Origin of the sequence: Solirubrobacter deserti, from assembly GCF_027587175.1 — a bacterium.
Taxonomy (GTDB): domain Bacteria; phylum Actinomycetota; class Thermoleophilia; order Solirubrobacterales; family Solirubrobacteraceae; genus Solirubrobacter; species Solirubrobacter deserti.
In genome coordinates this window covers 15,943-28,776 of the sequence record NZ_JAPCID010000012.1, presented here as the reverse complement: position 1 = coordinate 28,776, position 12,834 = coordinate 15,943, and the positions used below count along the sequence as shown (strand labels likewise).

At 73.1% G+C, this 12,834-nt stretch carries 15 protein-coding genes; 7 read left to right on the top strand and 8 right to left on the bottom strand.

Annotated features, from left to right (window positions below; genetic code table 11):
- Positions 1-139: 139 nt before the first annotated feature.
- Genes OJ962_RS10150 through OJ962_RS10140 form a run of 3 tightly spaced genes read left to right on the top strand, consistent with a single transcriptional unit; the run spans position 140 to position 3,525 of the window.
- Positions 140-1,999: a S9 family peptidase gene (locus OJ962_RS10150; RefSeq protein ID WP_202952762.1), complete on the top strand. Its 1,860-nt coding sequence runs from the start codon at positions 140-142 to the stop codon at positions 1,997-1,999.
- A 29-nt stretch (positions 2,000-2,028) separates the two neighbouring features.
- Positions 2,029-2,625, top strand: a complete 597-nt coding sequence (locus OJ962_RS10145; RefSeq protein ID WP_202952761.1) for a dihydrofolate reductase family protein — start codon at positions 2,029-2,031, stop codon at positions 2,623-2,625.
- Positions 2,626-2,685: 60 nt separating this feature from the next.
- The gene (locus OJ962_RS10140; RefSeq protein WP_202952760.1) at positions 2,686-3,525 is read left to right on the top strand and encodes a type IV toxin-antitoxin system AbiEi family antitoxin domain-containing protein; all 840 of its coding nucleotides are present in this window, start codon (positions 2,686-2,688) and stop codon (positions 3,523-3,525) included.
- On the opposite strand, the gene OJ962_RS10135 is transcribed toward OJ962_RS10140, so the two are convergent.
- The gene (locus OJ962_RS10135; protein WP_202952759.1) at positions 3,512-3,907 is read right to left on the bottom strand and encodes a GlcG/HbpS family heme-binding protein; all 396 of its coding nucleotides are present in this window, start codon (positions 3,905-3,907) and stop codon (positions 3,512-3,514) included. The two genes, OJ962_RS10140 and OJ962_RS10135, sit on opposite strands and share 14 nt — an antisense overlap.
- Positions 3,904-4,794: an SMP-30/gluconolactonase/LRE family protein gene (locus tag OJ962_RS10130; protein WP_202952758.1), complete on the bottom strand. Its 891-nt coding sequence runs from the start codon at positions 4,792-4,794 to the stop codon at positions 3,904-3,906. Before OJ962_RS10130 ends, OJ962_RS10135 begins: the two co-directional genes overlap by 4 nt.
- A gap of 24 nt (positions 4,795-4,818) precedes the next feature.
- Between OJ962_RS10130 and OJ962_RS10125 the strand changes: the two genes are divergently transcribed.
- The gene (locus OJ962_RS10125) at positions 4,819-5,844 is read left to right on the top strand and encodes an LLM class flavin-dependent oxidoreductase (protein ID WP_202952757.1); all 1,026 of its coding nucleotides are present in this window, start codon (positions 4,819-4,821) and stop codon (positions 5,842-5,844) included.
- Here the strand turns inward: OJ962_RS10125 and OJ962_RS10120 are convergent.
- Complete coding sequence (locus OJ962_RS10120; RefSeq protein WP_202952756.1) at positions 5,784-7,394, bottom strand: ABC-F family ATP-binding cassette domain-containing protein; 1,611 nt, start codon at positions 7,392-7,394, stop codon at positions 5,784-5,786. The two genes, OJ962_RS10125 and OJ962_RS10120, sit on opposite strands and share 61 nt — an antisense overlap.
- Positions 7,395-7,556: 162 nt before the next feature.
- Here OJ962_RS10120 and OJ962_RS10115 point away from each other — a divergent pair, with 162 nt between their 5' ends.
- Complete coding sequence (locus tag OJ962_RS10115) at positions 7,557-8,156, top strand: hypothetical protein (protein WP_270006319.1); 600 nt, start codon at positions 7,557-7,559, stop codon at positions 8,154-8,156.
- A gap of 15 nt (positions 8,157-8,171) precedes the next feature.
- Positions 8,172-8,507, top strand: a complete 336-nt coding sequence (locus OJ962_RS10110) for an STAS domain-containing protein (protein ID WP_202952754.1) — start codon at positions 8,172-8,174, stop codon at positions 8,505-8,507.
- Here OJ962_RS10110 and OJ962_RS10105 read toward each other — a convergent pair.
- The 3 genes from OJ962_RS10105 to OJ962_RS10095 are packed head-to-tail and all read right to left on the bottom strand — an operon-like array spanning position 8,504 to position 11,167.
- Positions 8,504-9,649, bottom strand: coding sequence for a tetratricopeptide repeat protein (locus OJ962_RS10105; RefSeq protein ID WP_202952753.1), 1,146 nt, complete (start codon positions 9,647-9,649; stop codon positions 8,504-8,506). The two genes, OJ962_RS10110 and OJ962_RS10105, sit on opposite strands and share 4 nt — an antisense overlap.
- Positions 9,633-10,271, bottom strand: a complete 639-nt coding sequence (locus OJ962_RS10100; RefSeq protein WP_202952752.1) for an HAD family hydrolase — start codon at positions 10,269-10,271, stop codon at positions 9,633-9,635. Before OJ962_RS10100 ends, OJ962_RS10105 begins: the two co-directional genes overlap by 17 nt.
- Positions 10,268-11,167: a LysR family transcriptional regulator gene (locus tag OJ962_RS10095; RefSeq protein WP_202952751.1), complete on the bottom strand. Its 900-nt coding sequence runs from the start codon at positions 11,165-11,167 to the stop codon at positions 10,268-10,270. Before OJ962_RS10095 ends, OJ962_RS10100 begins: the two co-directional genes overlap by 4 nt.
- Before the next feature lie 71 nt (positions 11,168-11,238).
- On the opposite strand from OJ962_RS10095, the gene OJ962_RS10090 reads away from it, so the two are divergent.
- A complete protein-coding gene (locus OJ962_RS10090) occupies positions 11,239-12,150 on the top strand; it encodes an EamA family transporter (RefSeq protein ID WP_202952750.1) in 912 nt (303 codons plus the stop codon).
- Here the strand turns inward: OJ962_RS10090 and OJ962_RS10085 are convergent.
- Together OJ962_RS10085 and OJ962_RS10080 are read right to left on the bottom strand one after the other, a co-directional pair.
- Positions 12,053-12,505 carry an SRPBCC family protein gene (locus OJ962_RS10085; protein ID WP_202952749.1) on the bottom strand — a complete coding sequence of 151 codons (453 nt, stop codon included), beginning with the start codon at positions 12,503-12,505 and terminating at the stop codon, positions 12,053-12,055. The two genes, OJ962_RS10090 and OJ962_RS10085, sit on opposite strands and share 98 nt — an antisense overlap.
- Positions 12,489-12,830 (bottom strand): ArsR/SmtB family transcription factor, encoded by a 342-nt coding sequence (locus OJ962_RS10080; protein ID WP_202952748.1) that lies wholly within the window; start codon positions 12,828-12,830, stop codon positions 12,489-12,491. The genes OJ962_RS10085 and OJ962_RS10080 overlap by 17 nt, the downstream gene beginning before the upstream one ends.
- Positions 12,831-12,834: the final 4 nt, after the last annotated feature.

Below are 12,834 nucleotides of genomic sequence, written 5' to 3'. Positions count from 1 at the left end.
CGCGAACGGGGCTGACGGCTGGGGAGGGGGACACGCGACCATCGTGGTGCGGTTGCCTCCCGTCCACATCGGGCGGATGGAGCGCACGTGCGCTGTCGCGTTCCTTACACACGCTGTCGACACCCCTTACGGTGGTGTCATGGACGCTCCGTTCGGCTCTTGGCCCTCACCGGTCGACGGCGACGTCGTCGCGCGCGACCCCGGCTGGACGCACTCGCTCGTGTTGGTGGACGGTGACCACGTGTACTGGTCGGAGGCGCGCTCGCTCGAGGGCGGGCGGGACGTGATCGTCGCGCGCGGGCCGAACGGCGCGTGCGAGGACGCGATCCCCGCCGGCTGGAGCGCCCGCACGCGCGTGCACGAGTACGGCGGCGGCGCCTACACGGTGGCCGGCGGGACGGTGTACTTCTGCCGCGACGCCGACCAGCGCGTCTATGCGATCCGCGACGGTGCGCCGGTGCCGCTGACGCCGGAGCCGGGGGTCGAGCACGGCCTGCGCTACGCGGACCTGCAGGTCGCGGGCGACTGGCTCGTGTGCGTGCGCGAGCGCGTCGCGGAGCCCGAGCACGTCAACGAGCTCGTCGCCGTGCCGCTGGCGGGCGGCGAGCCGGTCGTGCTGGAGGCCGGGCACGACTTCTACGCCGCGCCACGGGTGTCGCCGGACGGGTCCCGGATCGCGTGGCTCGCGTGGGACCACCCGCGGATGCCGTGGGAGGGCTCCGAGCTCTACGTGGCCGAACTTAAAGAGGGACTGTCCCTCTTTAGGAAACGGCGGGTCGCGGGCGGTGCGGCCGAGGCGATCGTCCAGCCGGCGTGGAGCCCGTCCGGCGAGCTGCACTACTCCTCCGACCGGACCGGCTGGTGGAACCTCTATCGCGAGAACGGGACGGCGGTGACCGCGCTGGAGGCCGAGGTCGGCGGCCCGCTGTGGGTGTTCGGCGAGTCCTACTACGCGTTCCTGGACGACGGACGGATCGTGGTCGTCTACTCCAGCGCGGGCGCGGATCACCTCGCGGTCGTCGAGGACGGGTCGCTGCGCGACGTGGAGCTCGAGTTCACGCGGATCGTCGACGTGGTCTCGGACGGGCGGCGCGCGCTGTTCATCGGCGCTTCGCCGGTGCGCGGGCTGCGCGTGGTCGCGCTGGACGTCGACTCCGGCGCCGTCGAGCCGCTCAGCCCGGACGGCGAAGCGCTCGTACCCGCCGAGTACGTGTCGGTCCCGCGCGCGGTCGAGTACCCGACGACCGGCTGCCGGACCGCGTACGCGCTGTTCTATCCCCCGCACCACCCCTCCTACCGCGGGCCGGAGGGCGAGCGGCCGCCGCTCGTCGTGCGCGTGCACGGCGGTCCGACCGCGCACGTGAGCGCGATCCTGCGCCCGGAGATCCAGTTCTTCACCACGCGCGGGTTCGCCGTCGTCGACGTCAACTACGGCGGCTCGACCGGCTACGGGCGCGAGTACCGCGACCGCCTGCGCGGCCAGTGGGGCATCGTCGACACCGACGACGCCGTCAACGCGGCGCGCTTCCTCGCCGAGTCCGGCGAGGTGGACGGGGCGCGCATGACGATCACCGGCGGCAGCGCCGGCGGCTGGACGGTGCTGAGCGCGTTGACGCGCTACCCGGACGTGTTCGCGTGCGGCGCCGATTACTACGGGGTCGCGGACCTCAGTGCGTTCGCCGAGGACACGCACAAGTTCGAGTCGCGCTACCTGGACTGGCTGATCGACCGCTCCGAGTGGGTCGAGCGCGCGCCGCTCACGCACGCCGACAAGATCCGCGTCCCGGTGATCGTGCTGCAGGGCGACGAGGACCGGGTCGTCCCGCCCTCGCAGTCCGAGGTGATCGTCGAGGCGCTGCGGCGCAAGGGCATCGACCACGAGTACCTGGTGTTCGAGGGCGAGCAGCACGGCTTCCGCAAGGCCGAGAACCTGCGGCGCGCCGCCGAGGCCGAGCTCGCGTTCTACGGGCGCGTGCTCGGGTTCGCGGTCCAGCGATGAGTTCGTGAGGCGCCCGTCGTTGTAGCGGCATGACCAAGATCACCGCAGGCGCGAGCGTCTCCATCGACGGCTACATCTCCGGTCCGGACGAGTCCGGCTTCGAGCACCTGTTCGCCTGGTACGGCAACGGCGACATCACGATCGAGACCGCCGATCCGGACCTCCCGCTCAACGTCACCGAGCCGAGCGCCGCGCACATCCGCGCGATGATCGACGACACGGGCTGCTTCGTCGTCGGCCGCCACCTGTTCGACATCACCAACGGCTGGGGCGGCAAGCACACGCTGGGCATCCCGTACGTCGTCCTCACCCACTCGGTCCCGGACGGGTGGGAGCGCTCGACCGAGTGGTACGAGTTCGTCACCACCGGTCTGGAGGACGCGATCGCGGCCGCGCGACGGCGCGCGGGCGACAAGAACGTCGGCCTCAACGGCGGCACGATCGTCAGCCAGGCGCTCGAGGCCGGCCTCGTGGACGAGATCGACGTGGATCTGGTCCCGGTGATCCTCGGCGGTGGACGCCCGTTCTTCCGTCCGCTCGAGCACGGCCCGTACCTGCTCGAGGGGCCGATCTCGTCCGTGCAGGGGAATCGCGTGACGCACCTGCGGTATCGCGTGCGCAAGTAGGCACGGAATTCTTGCGAACGCGTGTAGATCCGTCACAGCGGGCGGCGTAAAGATCCGGGGGTGCCGCAATCCACTTCCGCTCAGCGAAAGCTCCCTGCGGCACCCCCGGTCGAGATCAGCACCGTCGCCGCGCGGCAGCACGGCGTCGTGACGATCGCGCAGCTGCTCGCGGCCGGCATGAGCGGACCGGCCGTCACGCGCGCTGTGGGCACGGGAAGACTGCACCGGGTCCATCGCGGGGTGTACGCGGTCGGCCATCCCGGGCTCTCGCGTGAGGGACGGTGGTCGGCCGCGGTGCTCGCGGCCGGCGACGACGCCGCGCTGAGCGGCCTGTCGGCGGCGCGATTTTGGGACGTCTCGCGCTGGCGCACGCACAGGGTCCACGTGGTATCCACGAAGCGCCGGAGGCTCGACGGCGTCGAGGTGCACACCGTCCGCAACCTGGATCCGCGGGATGTGCTCGTTCACAACGGCATTCGCGTGACCACCGTCGCGCGCATGTGCGTCGACCTCACCGACGAGCTCGCGCCGCACCAGCTCGCCTACGTCATCCACCAGGCCGAGTACCGCCACATCTTCAGCCTCACCGCGACCGAGGACGCGATGGAGCGCGCGAACGGCCGCCGCCATCTGCACGTGCTCGAACGCGCGCTCGAGCTGCGCGCGCAGGGCTCGGCGGGCACGCGCAGCGCCAAGGAGGACGCGTTCCTGGCCGCGCAGGACCGCGAGCCCTTGGTCAACGTGAAGATCGAGGTGGACTTCCACTGGCCCGACGAGCAGCGCATCGTCGAGGTCGACGGGCCGCACCACGACCGCCCGCCCACGCGCCGCGACGATCAGCGCCGCGACGCGCTGCTGGCGGCGGACGGCTGGGACGTGACGCGCGTCAGGACCCGATAGCGGCCCGCACGACGTCCTCGTCCTGCTGGCCCGTGCCGCCGCTCGCGCCCATCGCGCCGATCACGGTGTCCCCGTCCGTCACCGGCAACCCGCCGATCTGGGGCGTGAAGCGGCCGCCGGTCGCGGCGGAGATCGACGCCGAGAACGCGTGCAGCTCCTTCATCTTCTCGCCCTGGGCGGCGCTCGGCGCGCCGTAGGCGGCGGCCGTCCAGGCCTTGCCGAGCGCGACGTCCGGCGCGATCCAGGGCGCACCGTCCATCCGGGCGGAAGCGACGAGGTGCCCGGACGCGTCGACGACCGCGAACGCGAGCTTGAACCCCTGGCGCCCCGCCTCCTCGATGCCCGACGAGATCAGGGCCTGGGCGCGTTCCAACGAAATCATGCGGCGGGCACCTCCACGGTGGTGGTGAGCAGGACGGCTTCGCGGGCGTCACGCCGGTTGACCTCCAGGAAGTCGGGCGCGGCGCACAGCAGCAGCGTGTGACCATCCTCCCCACCGAGCTGGCAGGCGAACACCGCGAGGTCCTCGGGCAGCTCGATCTCGTCGACGATCTCGCCGCCCGGCGCGATCCGGCAGGTCGGCCCGCCGATCCCGTCGGCCGCCCAGATGTGGCCCTCGGCGTCGAGCGTCGCGCCGTCGGGCGCGTAGCCGAGGTTCGGGAGCATCTCCGCGACCGAGCCGGGCGCCACGCGCGGCGCGATCTGCCCCCACACCCGCTGGTCGGTCAAGGAGCCGTCCGCAGCGATGGTGAAGGCGCTGAAGCCGCCGCCGAACGTCTCGGCGACGATCAGCGTGTCGCCGTCGATCATCATCGCGTTCGGGAACCACAGGTCCTGGCCCTCGGGACGCGCGGTCCCGTCGGGGTCCACACGCACGAGCGTGGTCGGCGCCGGGTCGGCCATCTCCATCAGGTCGAAGCCGAAGTTGCCCACGTACGCGCGGCCCTGGCCGTCGACGATCAGGTCGTTCAGGTGCCCGCCGCAGTACTCGGTCACGTCGGCGTGCACGGTCACCTCCCCCGAGGGCGACCGCCGCAGCAGCGTGTGGTCGTTCATGGAGACGACGAGCATCGACCCGTCCGGCATCCAGCCGAGCCCGGACGGCTGCCCCGGCACCTCCATCACGACCTCTTGCGCGCCCGTTGCCGGGTCGACCGTGCGCACCGTCCCGGTGTAGAAGTCCGACACGAACCAGCGTCCTTCGTGCCACCGCGGCCCTTCGAAGAAGGACCCGCCCTCGACCAGCGTGCGCAACTCACGAGCTCCCATGGGCCGGACCCTATCCTGGAACGCATGCTGCTCAGCGTCCTCGATCAGTCACCGATCGCGGAAGGGTCCACCGGCTCCCAGGCGCTGCACAACACGCTCGACCTCGCGCGCCTCGCGGACGACCTCGGCTACCACCGCTATTGGGTGGCCGAGCACCACGGCGGGCCGATGCTCGCCGGCCCGTCGCCGGAGGCGCTGATCGGCCCGATCGCGGCCGCGACCGAGCGTATCCGCGTCGGCAGCGGCGGCGTGATGCTCCCGCACTACAGCCCGTTCAAGGTGGCCGAGACCTTCAGCGTGCTCGCGGGCCTGTACCCGGGCCGGATCGACCTCGGTCTCGGCCGCGCCGCCGGCACCGACCCGATGACCACGCACGCGCTGCAGCGCGACCGCAACCACGCGCTCCCGGACGACTTCCCCGAGCAGCTGCAGGAGCTGCTGGCCTACTTCGAGGGCACGATCACGGTCTCCAACCCGCTCGCGCGACTGCAGAAGGTCCTCCCCGGCCGCCCCGAGACGCCGGAGCCGTGGCTGCTCGGTTCCTCGCCGCAGTCCGCCGTCTGGGCGGCCGAGATGGGTCTCCCCTACGCGTTCGCGGACTTCATCAATCCCAAGGGCGCCGACATCGCCCAGCTGTACGCGCGCGAGTTCCGCGACGGAGTGCGGCTGGACACGCCGCAGACGGCCGTCGCCGTCTGGGCGCTCGCCGCCGACTCCGAGGAGGAGGCCGCGCGGCTCGCCGCCTCCAGCCAGATGGCGTTCGCGATGCTGCGCCGCGGGCGGCTGATCGAGGTCCCGCCGCCCGACACCGCCGTCCGCTTCCTGGAGACGCTGGACGAGGCGGACGCCCGCAAGGCTCGCGGGCGCCGCTCCATCCTCGGCACGCCGGACCAGGTGCGCGACGGGATCGAGGCCGTCGCCGCCGAGTACGGCGCGCAGGAGGTGATCGTCGTCACGATCACCCACGACCACGAGGTCCGGCGCCGCTCCTACGAGCTGATCGCGGAGGCGTTCGCCCTCAGCCCCTTGTCGCGCACCTCCAGCACCTGATCGCACTCGACGGCCTCGATCAGGCGCCGGTCGTGCGTGGCCACGACGAGCGTCCCGCGGTACGCGCGCAGCGCCGCCTCGATGATCTCGAGCGTGTCGAAGTCGAGGTGGTTGGTCGGCTCGTCGAGCAGGATCAGGTCCGCGCCCGCGCCGACGATCGCCGCCACGTGCACGCGCGCCCGCTCGCCCGGCGAGAGCGTCGCGAGCGGCCGGTCGATCGCGTCCACGCCGAGCCGGTAGTGCGCGAGCAGTGTCCGCGCCTCGGACTCCGGCAAGGCCGTTTGGGCGCGGAACCAGGCCAGCAGAGCGACGTCGGCGGCCGTGCGCGCGGAGTCGCCGGGCAGCGCCGCGACGCCCACCTGCGGGAGCAGGCGCGTCCCGCCGCGCACGTCCACCTCGCCGGCCGCCGGCACCAGCCGCCCGCTCAGCACGTGCAGGAGCGTGGACTTGCCCGACCCGTTCGGCCCGATCAACGCCACGCGATCGCCCGCGTGCAGCGTCAGCGACACGTCCTCGAGCACGCCCGGAACGGTCACGCCGCGCAGCGCCGCGACCAGCCGCCGCCCGCCGTCCTCGCTCTCCAGCCGCACCTTGAACGCGGCCGGCTCGCGCGGCGCGCGCACCCAGTCCTCGGACGCCATCTCGCGCCGGAGCCGGTGCTCGCGCGCCTTGGACTTCTGCGCCACCTTCTTGGCGTAGCGCTTGAGCTTGGGCGCCTCGCGGCGGCTGACGGTGCGCTCGGTCCATTGGGCCTGGCGCGCCGTCATCGCGATGTCGGCTTCCAGCCGGCGCCGCTTCTTGTCCTGCGCCTCGACGAGCAGCGCCAGCCGCTCGCGCCGGCGTTCCTTCTCCTCGCGGTAGGCCGTGTAGCCGCCCTCATAGACCTCCAGCCCGTCGGCCGAGAGCTCGTAGACGCGGTCCACGGTCGCGTCGAGGAAGTCGCGGTCGTGTGAGACCGTGAGCAGCGTGCCGGAGAAGCCCGCGAGCCACTCCGCCAGCCAGGCGCGGCCGTCCGCGTCGAGGTGGTTCGTCGGCTCGTCGAGCAGCAGCACGGTCGGGTCGCCGAGCAGCACGGACGCGAGCAGGCAGCGCGCCGCCTCGCCCCCACTCAGTTCGCCGAGGCGGGCGCCACGGTCCAGCGCCTCGATCCCGAGCCGCCGGCGCGCCTCGTCCAGCCGCGCCTCCAGCGCCCAGCCGCCGAGCGCCTCGAAGCGCTCCTGCGCCGCGCCGTACGCGTCGAGGTCGACGAGGTCCCGCTCGTGCGCGTCGAGCTCGAGCCGGACCTCCCACACCTCCCCGAGGGCTCGTCGGAGCAGGTCGTCGATCGTCGCGCGTGGGTCCAGCACGTCCTGCGGCAGGTAGCCGACGCGGTCGCCGACGCCCGCCGCGACCGCGCCGCGATCAGGACGAGCGACGCCCGCCAGCAGCCGCAGCAGCGTCGTCTTGCCGATGCCGTTCGCGCCGACGAGCCCGGCGCGTGCGCCGTCGTCGAGCGTCAGCGAGATCCCGTCGAAGAGCGGGGTGATCGTGAGGTCGGTGCCCTTGAGCATGGGTGCGGTCCTTTCGGATGAGGACCGGGCCTGCGGGCGCGCGCGGACGAACGAGGAGTCGAACCGACACCACGCCACCGCACGCCCGGCCCAGGGGTTGGCCGGAGAGAAACAGGTGCGGTGGCCGTTCACTCCACTGAGGCGGAGGGTAGCGTGCGCACGGTGCCGCTTGAAGAACATCCGCTCGGGCTGACCTGGGTCGCCGAGGACCCGCTGCAACGCGCCGCGCACGCCCTCGCCCACGACGGCCGCGTCTGGCTCGTGGACCCGTTCGAGGACGAGGAGGCGCTCACGCGCGCTGCCGCGCTCGGCGAGATCGCCGGCGTGCTGCAGCTGTTCGTCGCCCACGGGCGGGACGGCGCCGCCCTCGCGCAGCGCCTCGGCGCCCCGTTCCACAAGCTGCCCGACCACGTCCCGGACGCCCCGTTCACGGTCATCGCGCTCGACCAGCTGATCTGGAAGGAGCGCGCGCTGTGGTGGCCCGGGCCCAAGGGCCTCGTGGTCGCCGAGTCGATCGGCACCGCGACGCACTACGCGGTCGGGCCCGGCCCGGCCGGCGTGCACATGTTCCGCCGCGCGTTCCCGCCCGGCAATCTCAGGACGTTCCTGCCCGACCACCTGCTCGTCGGCCACGGCCCGCCGATCCACGGCCCGGACGCGGCCACCGCCCTGCGCGAAGCCCTTCACCGTTCACGACGTGACATTCCGACCATGATCCGACGCATGCCGGGCCTCTTCCGGAGCATGCAGGACCGAAGCTGAGATAGGTTGCGAACCATGTTCACCCTCGACCACGACCCCGTCGACGGCAGCCACCTGATCGTCGCCGGCGGCGAGCTCGATCTCGCCGCCACCTCTGAGATGAGCGCGATCTTCGCCATGGCCGCCGCCGGCCCGCAGGATGCCGTGGTCCTCGACCTCGTCGGCGTCGACTTCATCGACTCCAGCGCGCTCGGCACGATCCTCCGCGCCGCCCAGTCGCTGGAGGCCTCCGGCAAGCGCCTGCACGTCGTCGCGCCCGAAGGCCCCGTGCGGCGCCTCCTGGAGATCACCGGCACCGCTTCGCGCTTCAGCCTCCACGCGACGCGCGACGACGCGTTCGCGGCCGCCTAGCGCCCCTCAGCCGCCCGGAACGCCGCCTGCGCGTCCGCCTCACGGCCGGGCAGGCGCGCGAGCAGCTCCCCGAGCTGGCGCCAGACGCGGGCGAGCATGTCGCTGCGGGCGAGCTCGCCCCCGCGCTCGGAGCCCAGCCGGACGTGGTCGGTCGCAAACGGCTCCACGTCGCCGTGCTCGTACTCGGCGAGCGCGGCGCGCAGCGCAACCTCGGCGTCCGCCTCACGGCCCGGGATCCGCGCCAGCAGGCGCCCGAGCCGGCGCTCGGTGTGGCGGGCACCGTCCGCGAGCGCGGCGCGGTACGCGGCTTCCGCGTCGTCCTCGCGGCCGGGTTGGCGAGCGAGCAGGTCGCCGAGGTGACGATGGAAGCCGTGCCCGTCGTCGATCAGCGCCCGCAGCGCGGCCTCCGCGTCCTCCTCGCGACCCGCCCGGTCCATCAGGTGCGTCGCGATCAGCACCCGCGCCTCCATGGAGTCGCCGCCGAGGCCTTCGATCTCGTCGGCGCGACCCGCGCCGACCAGCACGCCGTACAGCGTCAGCAGGTGCTGCGCCTCCCCGGCCTCGACGGCGGCCCGCAGCCGCCCTTCGGCCTCCTGCACCCGCCGCTGGCCGGCGAGCAGCTCACCGAGCGCCCCGACCGCGTCCGTGTTGCCGGCGTTGATCGCGCGCCGGTACAGAAGCTCGGCCTCACCCTCGCGTCCCTGCTGCTCGCGCACGGCGCCGAGCCCGTACAGCGCGTCGACGTCGTCCTCGAGCGCCCGCTCGAGCTCCTCGCCGGCCTCGTCGAGCCGGCGTCGTGCGGCCAGGAAGCGGCCGAGCGCCGTGCGGGCGCCGCGCGAGCCCGCCGCGACGGCCTCCCGCCACGCGTGCTCGGCGTCGGCGTCGCGGCCGTCGAGATCCTCCAGCAGCCAGCCGAGCAACCACCAGCCGTCGGGATCGCCCGCGGCGACCGCGGCGTGGCAGGCGGCTTCCGCGTCCGCCGCGCGACCGGGCAGGCGCGTGAGCAGCTCCGCCAGGTTGTACGCCGCGGTCGCGTGCCCGGCCGCGGCGGCCTCCCGGTAGAGCGGCTCGGCGTCCTCGAAGCGCCCGGCGCCGTCGGCGGCGTAGGCGCGGGCGAACAGCGCGTCAGCGGCGGACGGCATCCGTGGTGAGCGCGTCGAGGTCCGGCAGGCGCAGGTCGGCGAGCGCGAGCGCCTCGTCGGAGGGCGGGAAATGCGGGTTCGGGATCGCGATCACGTACAACCCGGCCGCATGCGCGGAGCGGATGCCGGCGTCGGAGTCCTCGATCGCGGTCGCCGTCCCGGCGCCGAGGCGCCGCAGCGCCTCCTGGTAGACGTCCGGCGCCGGCTTGCCGCGCGCGACCTCCTCGGAGGAGACCGTGGCGGCGAAGCGGTCCGTCACGCCCATCTCGCGCAGCACGAGGTCGATGATCGGGCGGTTGGAGGAGGAGGCGAGCCCGAGCGTGAACGCCCCGGCCATCCGCTCCACCGCCTCGCGCGCCCCCGGCAGCAGCGGCAGGTGCTCGCCGTACTCGCGCAGCATCGCGGCCACGACGGCCTCGTTGATCTCGTCGACGGTGAGCGGCACGCCGAGCTGCTCGATCAGGTAGACGGGCCACTCCTTCGAGCTCATGCCCAGCATGTCGGTGGTGGCCGAGTCGGTCCAGGTGCCGCCGTGCTGGCTCACGACGTCCTTGCGGGACTGGTCCCAGACCTGCTCGGAGTCGACGAGCACGCCGTCGAGGTCGAACACCACGAAGCTCATGCGGCGGCCACTTCCACGACCGCGTCGAGCACGGCACGGACGGCGGGATTGGACTGCGCGCCGCCGCGGCAGGCGGCGAACACGTGGCGCTTGGGCGGATCTCCGGTCAAGGGAACGATGGTGACACCCGGCGGCGTGACACTGTGGGCGAGCCGCGGCACCAGCGACACCCCGAGGTCGGCGGCGACGAGCCCCATCACGGCCTGCCAGTCGCCGGAGCGGTGCGCGATCCGCGGCGTGTAGCCCGCGCGCTGGCAGCCGGCCATGAATACCTCGTCGCACGACCAGCCGACCGGCGGCGCGACCCACTCGGCGTCCCGCAGCTCGGCGAGGTCGATCGAGGAACGGCCCGCCAGCTCGTGATCGACCGGCAGCACGGCGTCCAGGATGTCGCCGAGCAGCTCCTCGCGGTGGTAGCGCGGGTCGTCCCGGCGTGGCGCCGCGCGGCATTCCATCGACAGGATCACGTCCACCGCGCGGGTGGAGAGCAGCGCGACCGACTCGTCCGTCTCGGCCTCGAGCACGCGCAGCTTGAGCTCGGGAGCGCGCTCGCGCAGGGTCCGCGCGGCGGGTGCCAGCAGGCCCGCGAGCGACGTCGGGAACCCGCTCACGCGCACCTCCCCGCGCGGCGTGTGGTCCTGCGCCGCGAGCTCGCCCTCCATCCGCTCCAGCTGCGCGAACAGCGTGTCGGCGTGGCCCAGCAGCACCTGCGCCGCGCCCGTCAACCGCACGGAGCGCCCGTTCGGCTCCAGCAGCGGCTGCCCGATCTCGCGCTCGAGGCCGGACAGCTGCTGCGAGACGGCGCTGGAGGTGAGATGCAGGGCGTCGGCGGCCGCGGCCAGCGTGCCATGGTCGGCGACGGCGCGCAGGGTGCGGAGCTTGCGCAGATCGACCATCAAGGCGATCTTACGGGTTCCATTCAGAAAGTCCAATCGCTCTTCCCGGTCGCGCTCGTCACCGTTGGCGCATGCCCCGCCGCCATGTCGCCATCGCCGTCCTCGTCGCGCTGACATGGGGCGTGAACTTCGTCGTCCTGCACGTCGGCCTGGAGTCGTTCCCTCCTCTGCTGTTCACCGGGCTGCGCTTCGCGCTCGTCGCGCTGCTGATCCCGTTCGTGCCGCGCCCGGGCGTGGCGGTCAAGTGGGTGATCGCCGTCGGGCTGTTCATGTCCGCCGGCCAGCACGCGTTCGTCACGCTCGGCCTGCACGAGGGCATGCCCGCCGGGCTCGCCTCGCTCGTGCTGCAGTTGCAGGCCGCGTTCACGATCGGCTTCGCCGTGCTGCTGCTGGGCGAGCGCCCGCGCCGCGCGCAGCTGCTCGGGGGCGCGATCGCGCTCGGCGGGATCGCGATCATCGCCGCGGGCCGCGGCTCGCACATCCCGCTCGGCGCGCTGCTGCTGACGATCGGCGGCGCGTGCTCGTGGGGCGTCGGCAACGTCGCCGCGCGCCGGGCCACCTCCCCCAACCCGCTCGGGCTGCTCGTGTGGTCGAGCCTGGTCCCGCCGCTCCCACTGTTCTCGCTCTCGGCGATCTTCGAGCGCGGCGAGGTGGTCGCGCTCGATACGTCGGGCCTGCTCGCCCTCGCCTACGTCGTGGTGCTGTCGACCGTGGGCGGGTTCGGGGCCTGGGTGTGGCTGCTGCGCCAGCACCCGGCCTCGACGGTCGCGCCGTTCACGCTGCTGGTGCCCGTGTTCGGCATCGCCTCCGCCTGGCTGCTGCTGAGCGAGACGCCGAGCGCGAGCGAGCTGCTCGGCGCCGGCGTCGTGCTCGTCGGCATCGCGTTCACGCTCGGGCTGACAGTGCCCGGGCGAGCTTCTCGAACGCCGACTTCCACCCCGCTTCGGCGTGCCCGGCGTTTGTGGGGTACGGCCCGTCCGTGAGCGTCATCCGCGTGCGGCCGGGGCCCTCCTCGTGCAGCTCGAGGCGCGTGACCGTCGGCTCGGGCATGCCGAACTGCGGCATCGGGTCCGAGCGCAGGACGAGCAGCTCGGGCTCGACGAGCTCGATGATCTCGTAGCTCGCCGGGAACTCGTCGCCGGAGCTGCGCTGGATCATCGTCAGCTCGTAGCGGCCGCCGACGCGCAGGTCGACGCGGATCTTCTCGGCGGGCGTGTCGAAGTGCTCGGGCCCGTACCACGCGGCGATCTCCTCCGGCTCGGTCCAGGCGCGGAAGACCTCCGCGCGCGGCGCCTCGAACACGCGGGTGATGACGAACGAGTCAGCGGTCACGGTCATCTCGGTCTCCCTTGCTGCGCAGGTGTGCGTCCAGCCGGTCCATCCGACCCTCCCACGTTCGCCGCCGCGCCTGCATCCACGCCACCGCCTCGTCGAGCGGCTCGGCCTGCATGCGGGTGGGCCGCCACTGGGCGTCCCGGCCGCGGACGATCAGGCCGGCGCGCTCGAGCACCTTCAGGTGGCGCGAGACCGCCGGAAGCGTGATCGGCAGGGGCGCGGCGAGCTCGCCCACGGTGGCCTCGCCCTCGGCGAGCCGGGTGAGGATCGCGCGGCGCGTCGGGTCGGCGAGGGCGGAGAACGTGAGGCTGAGTTGGTCGGTCGGCATTTGA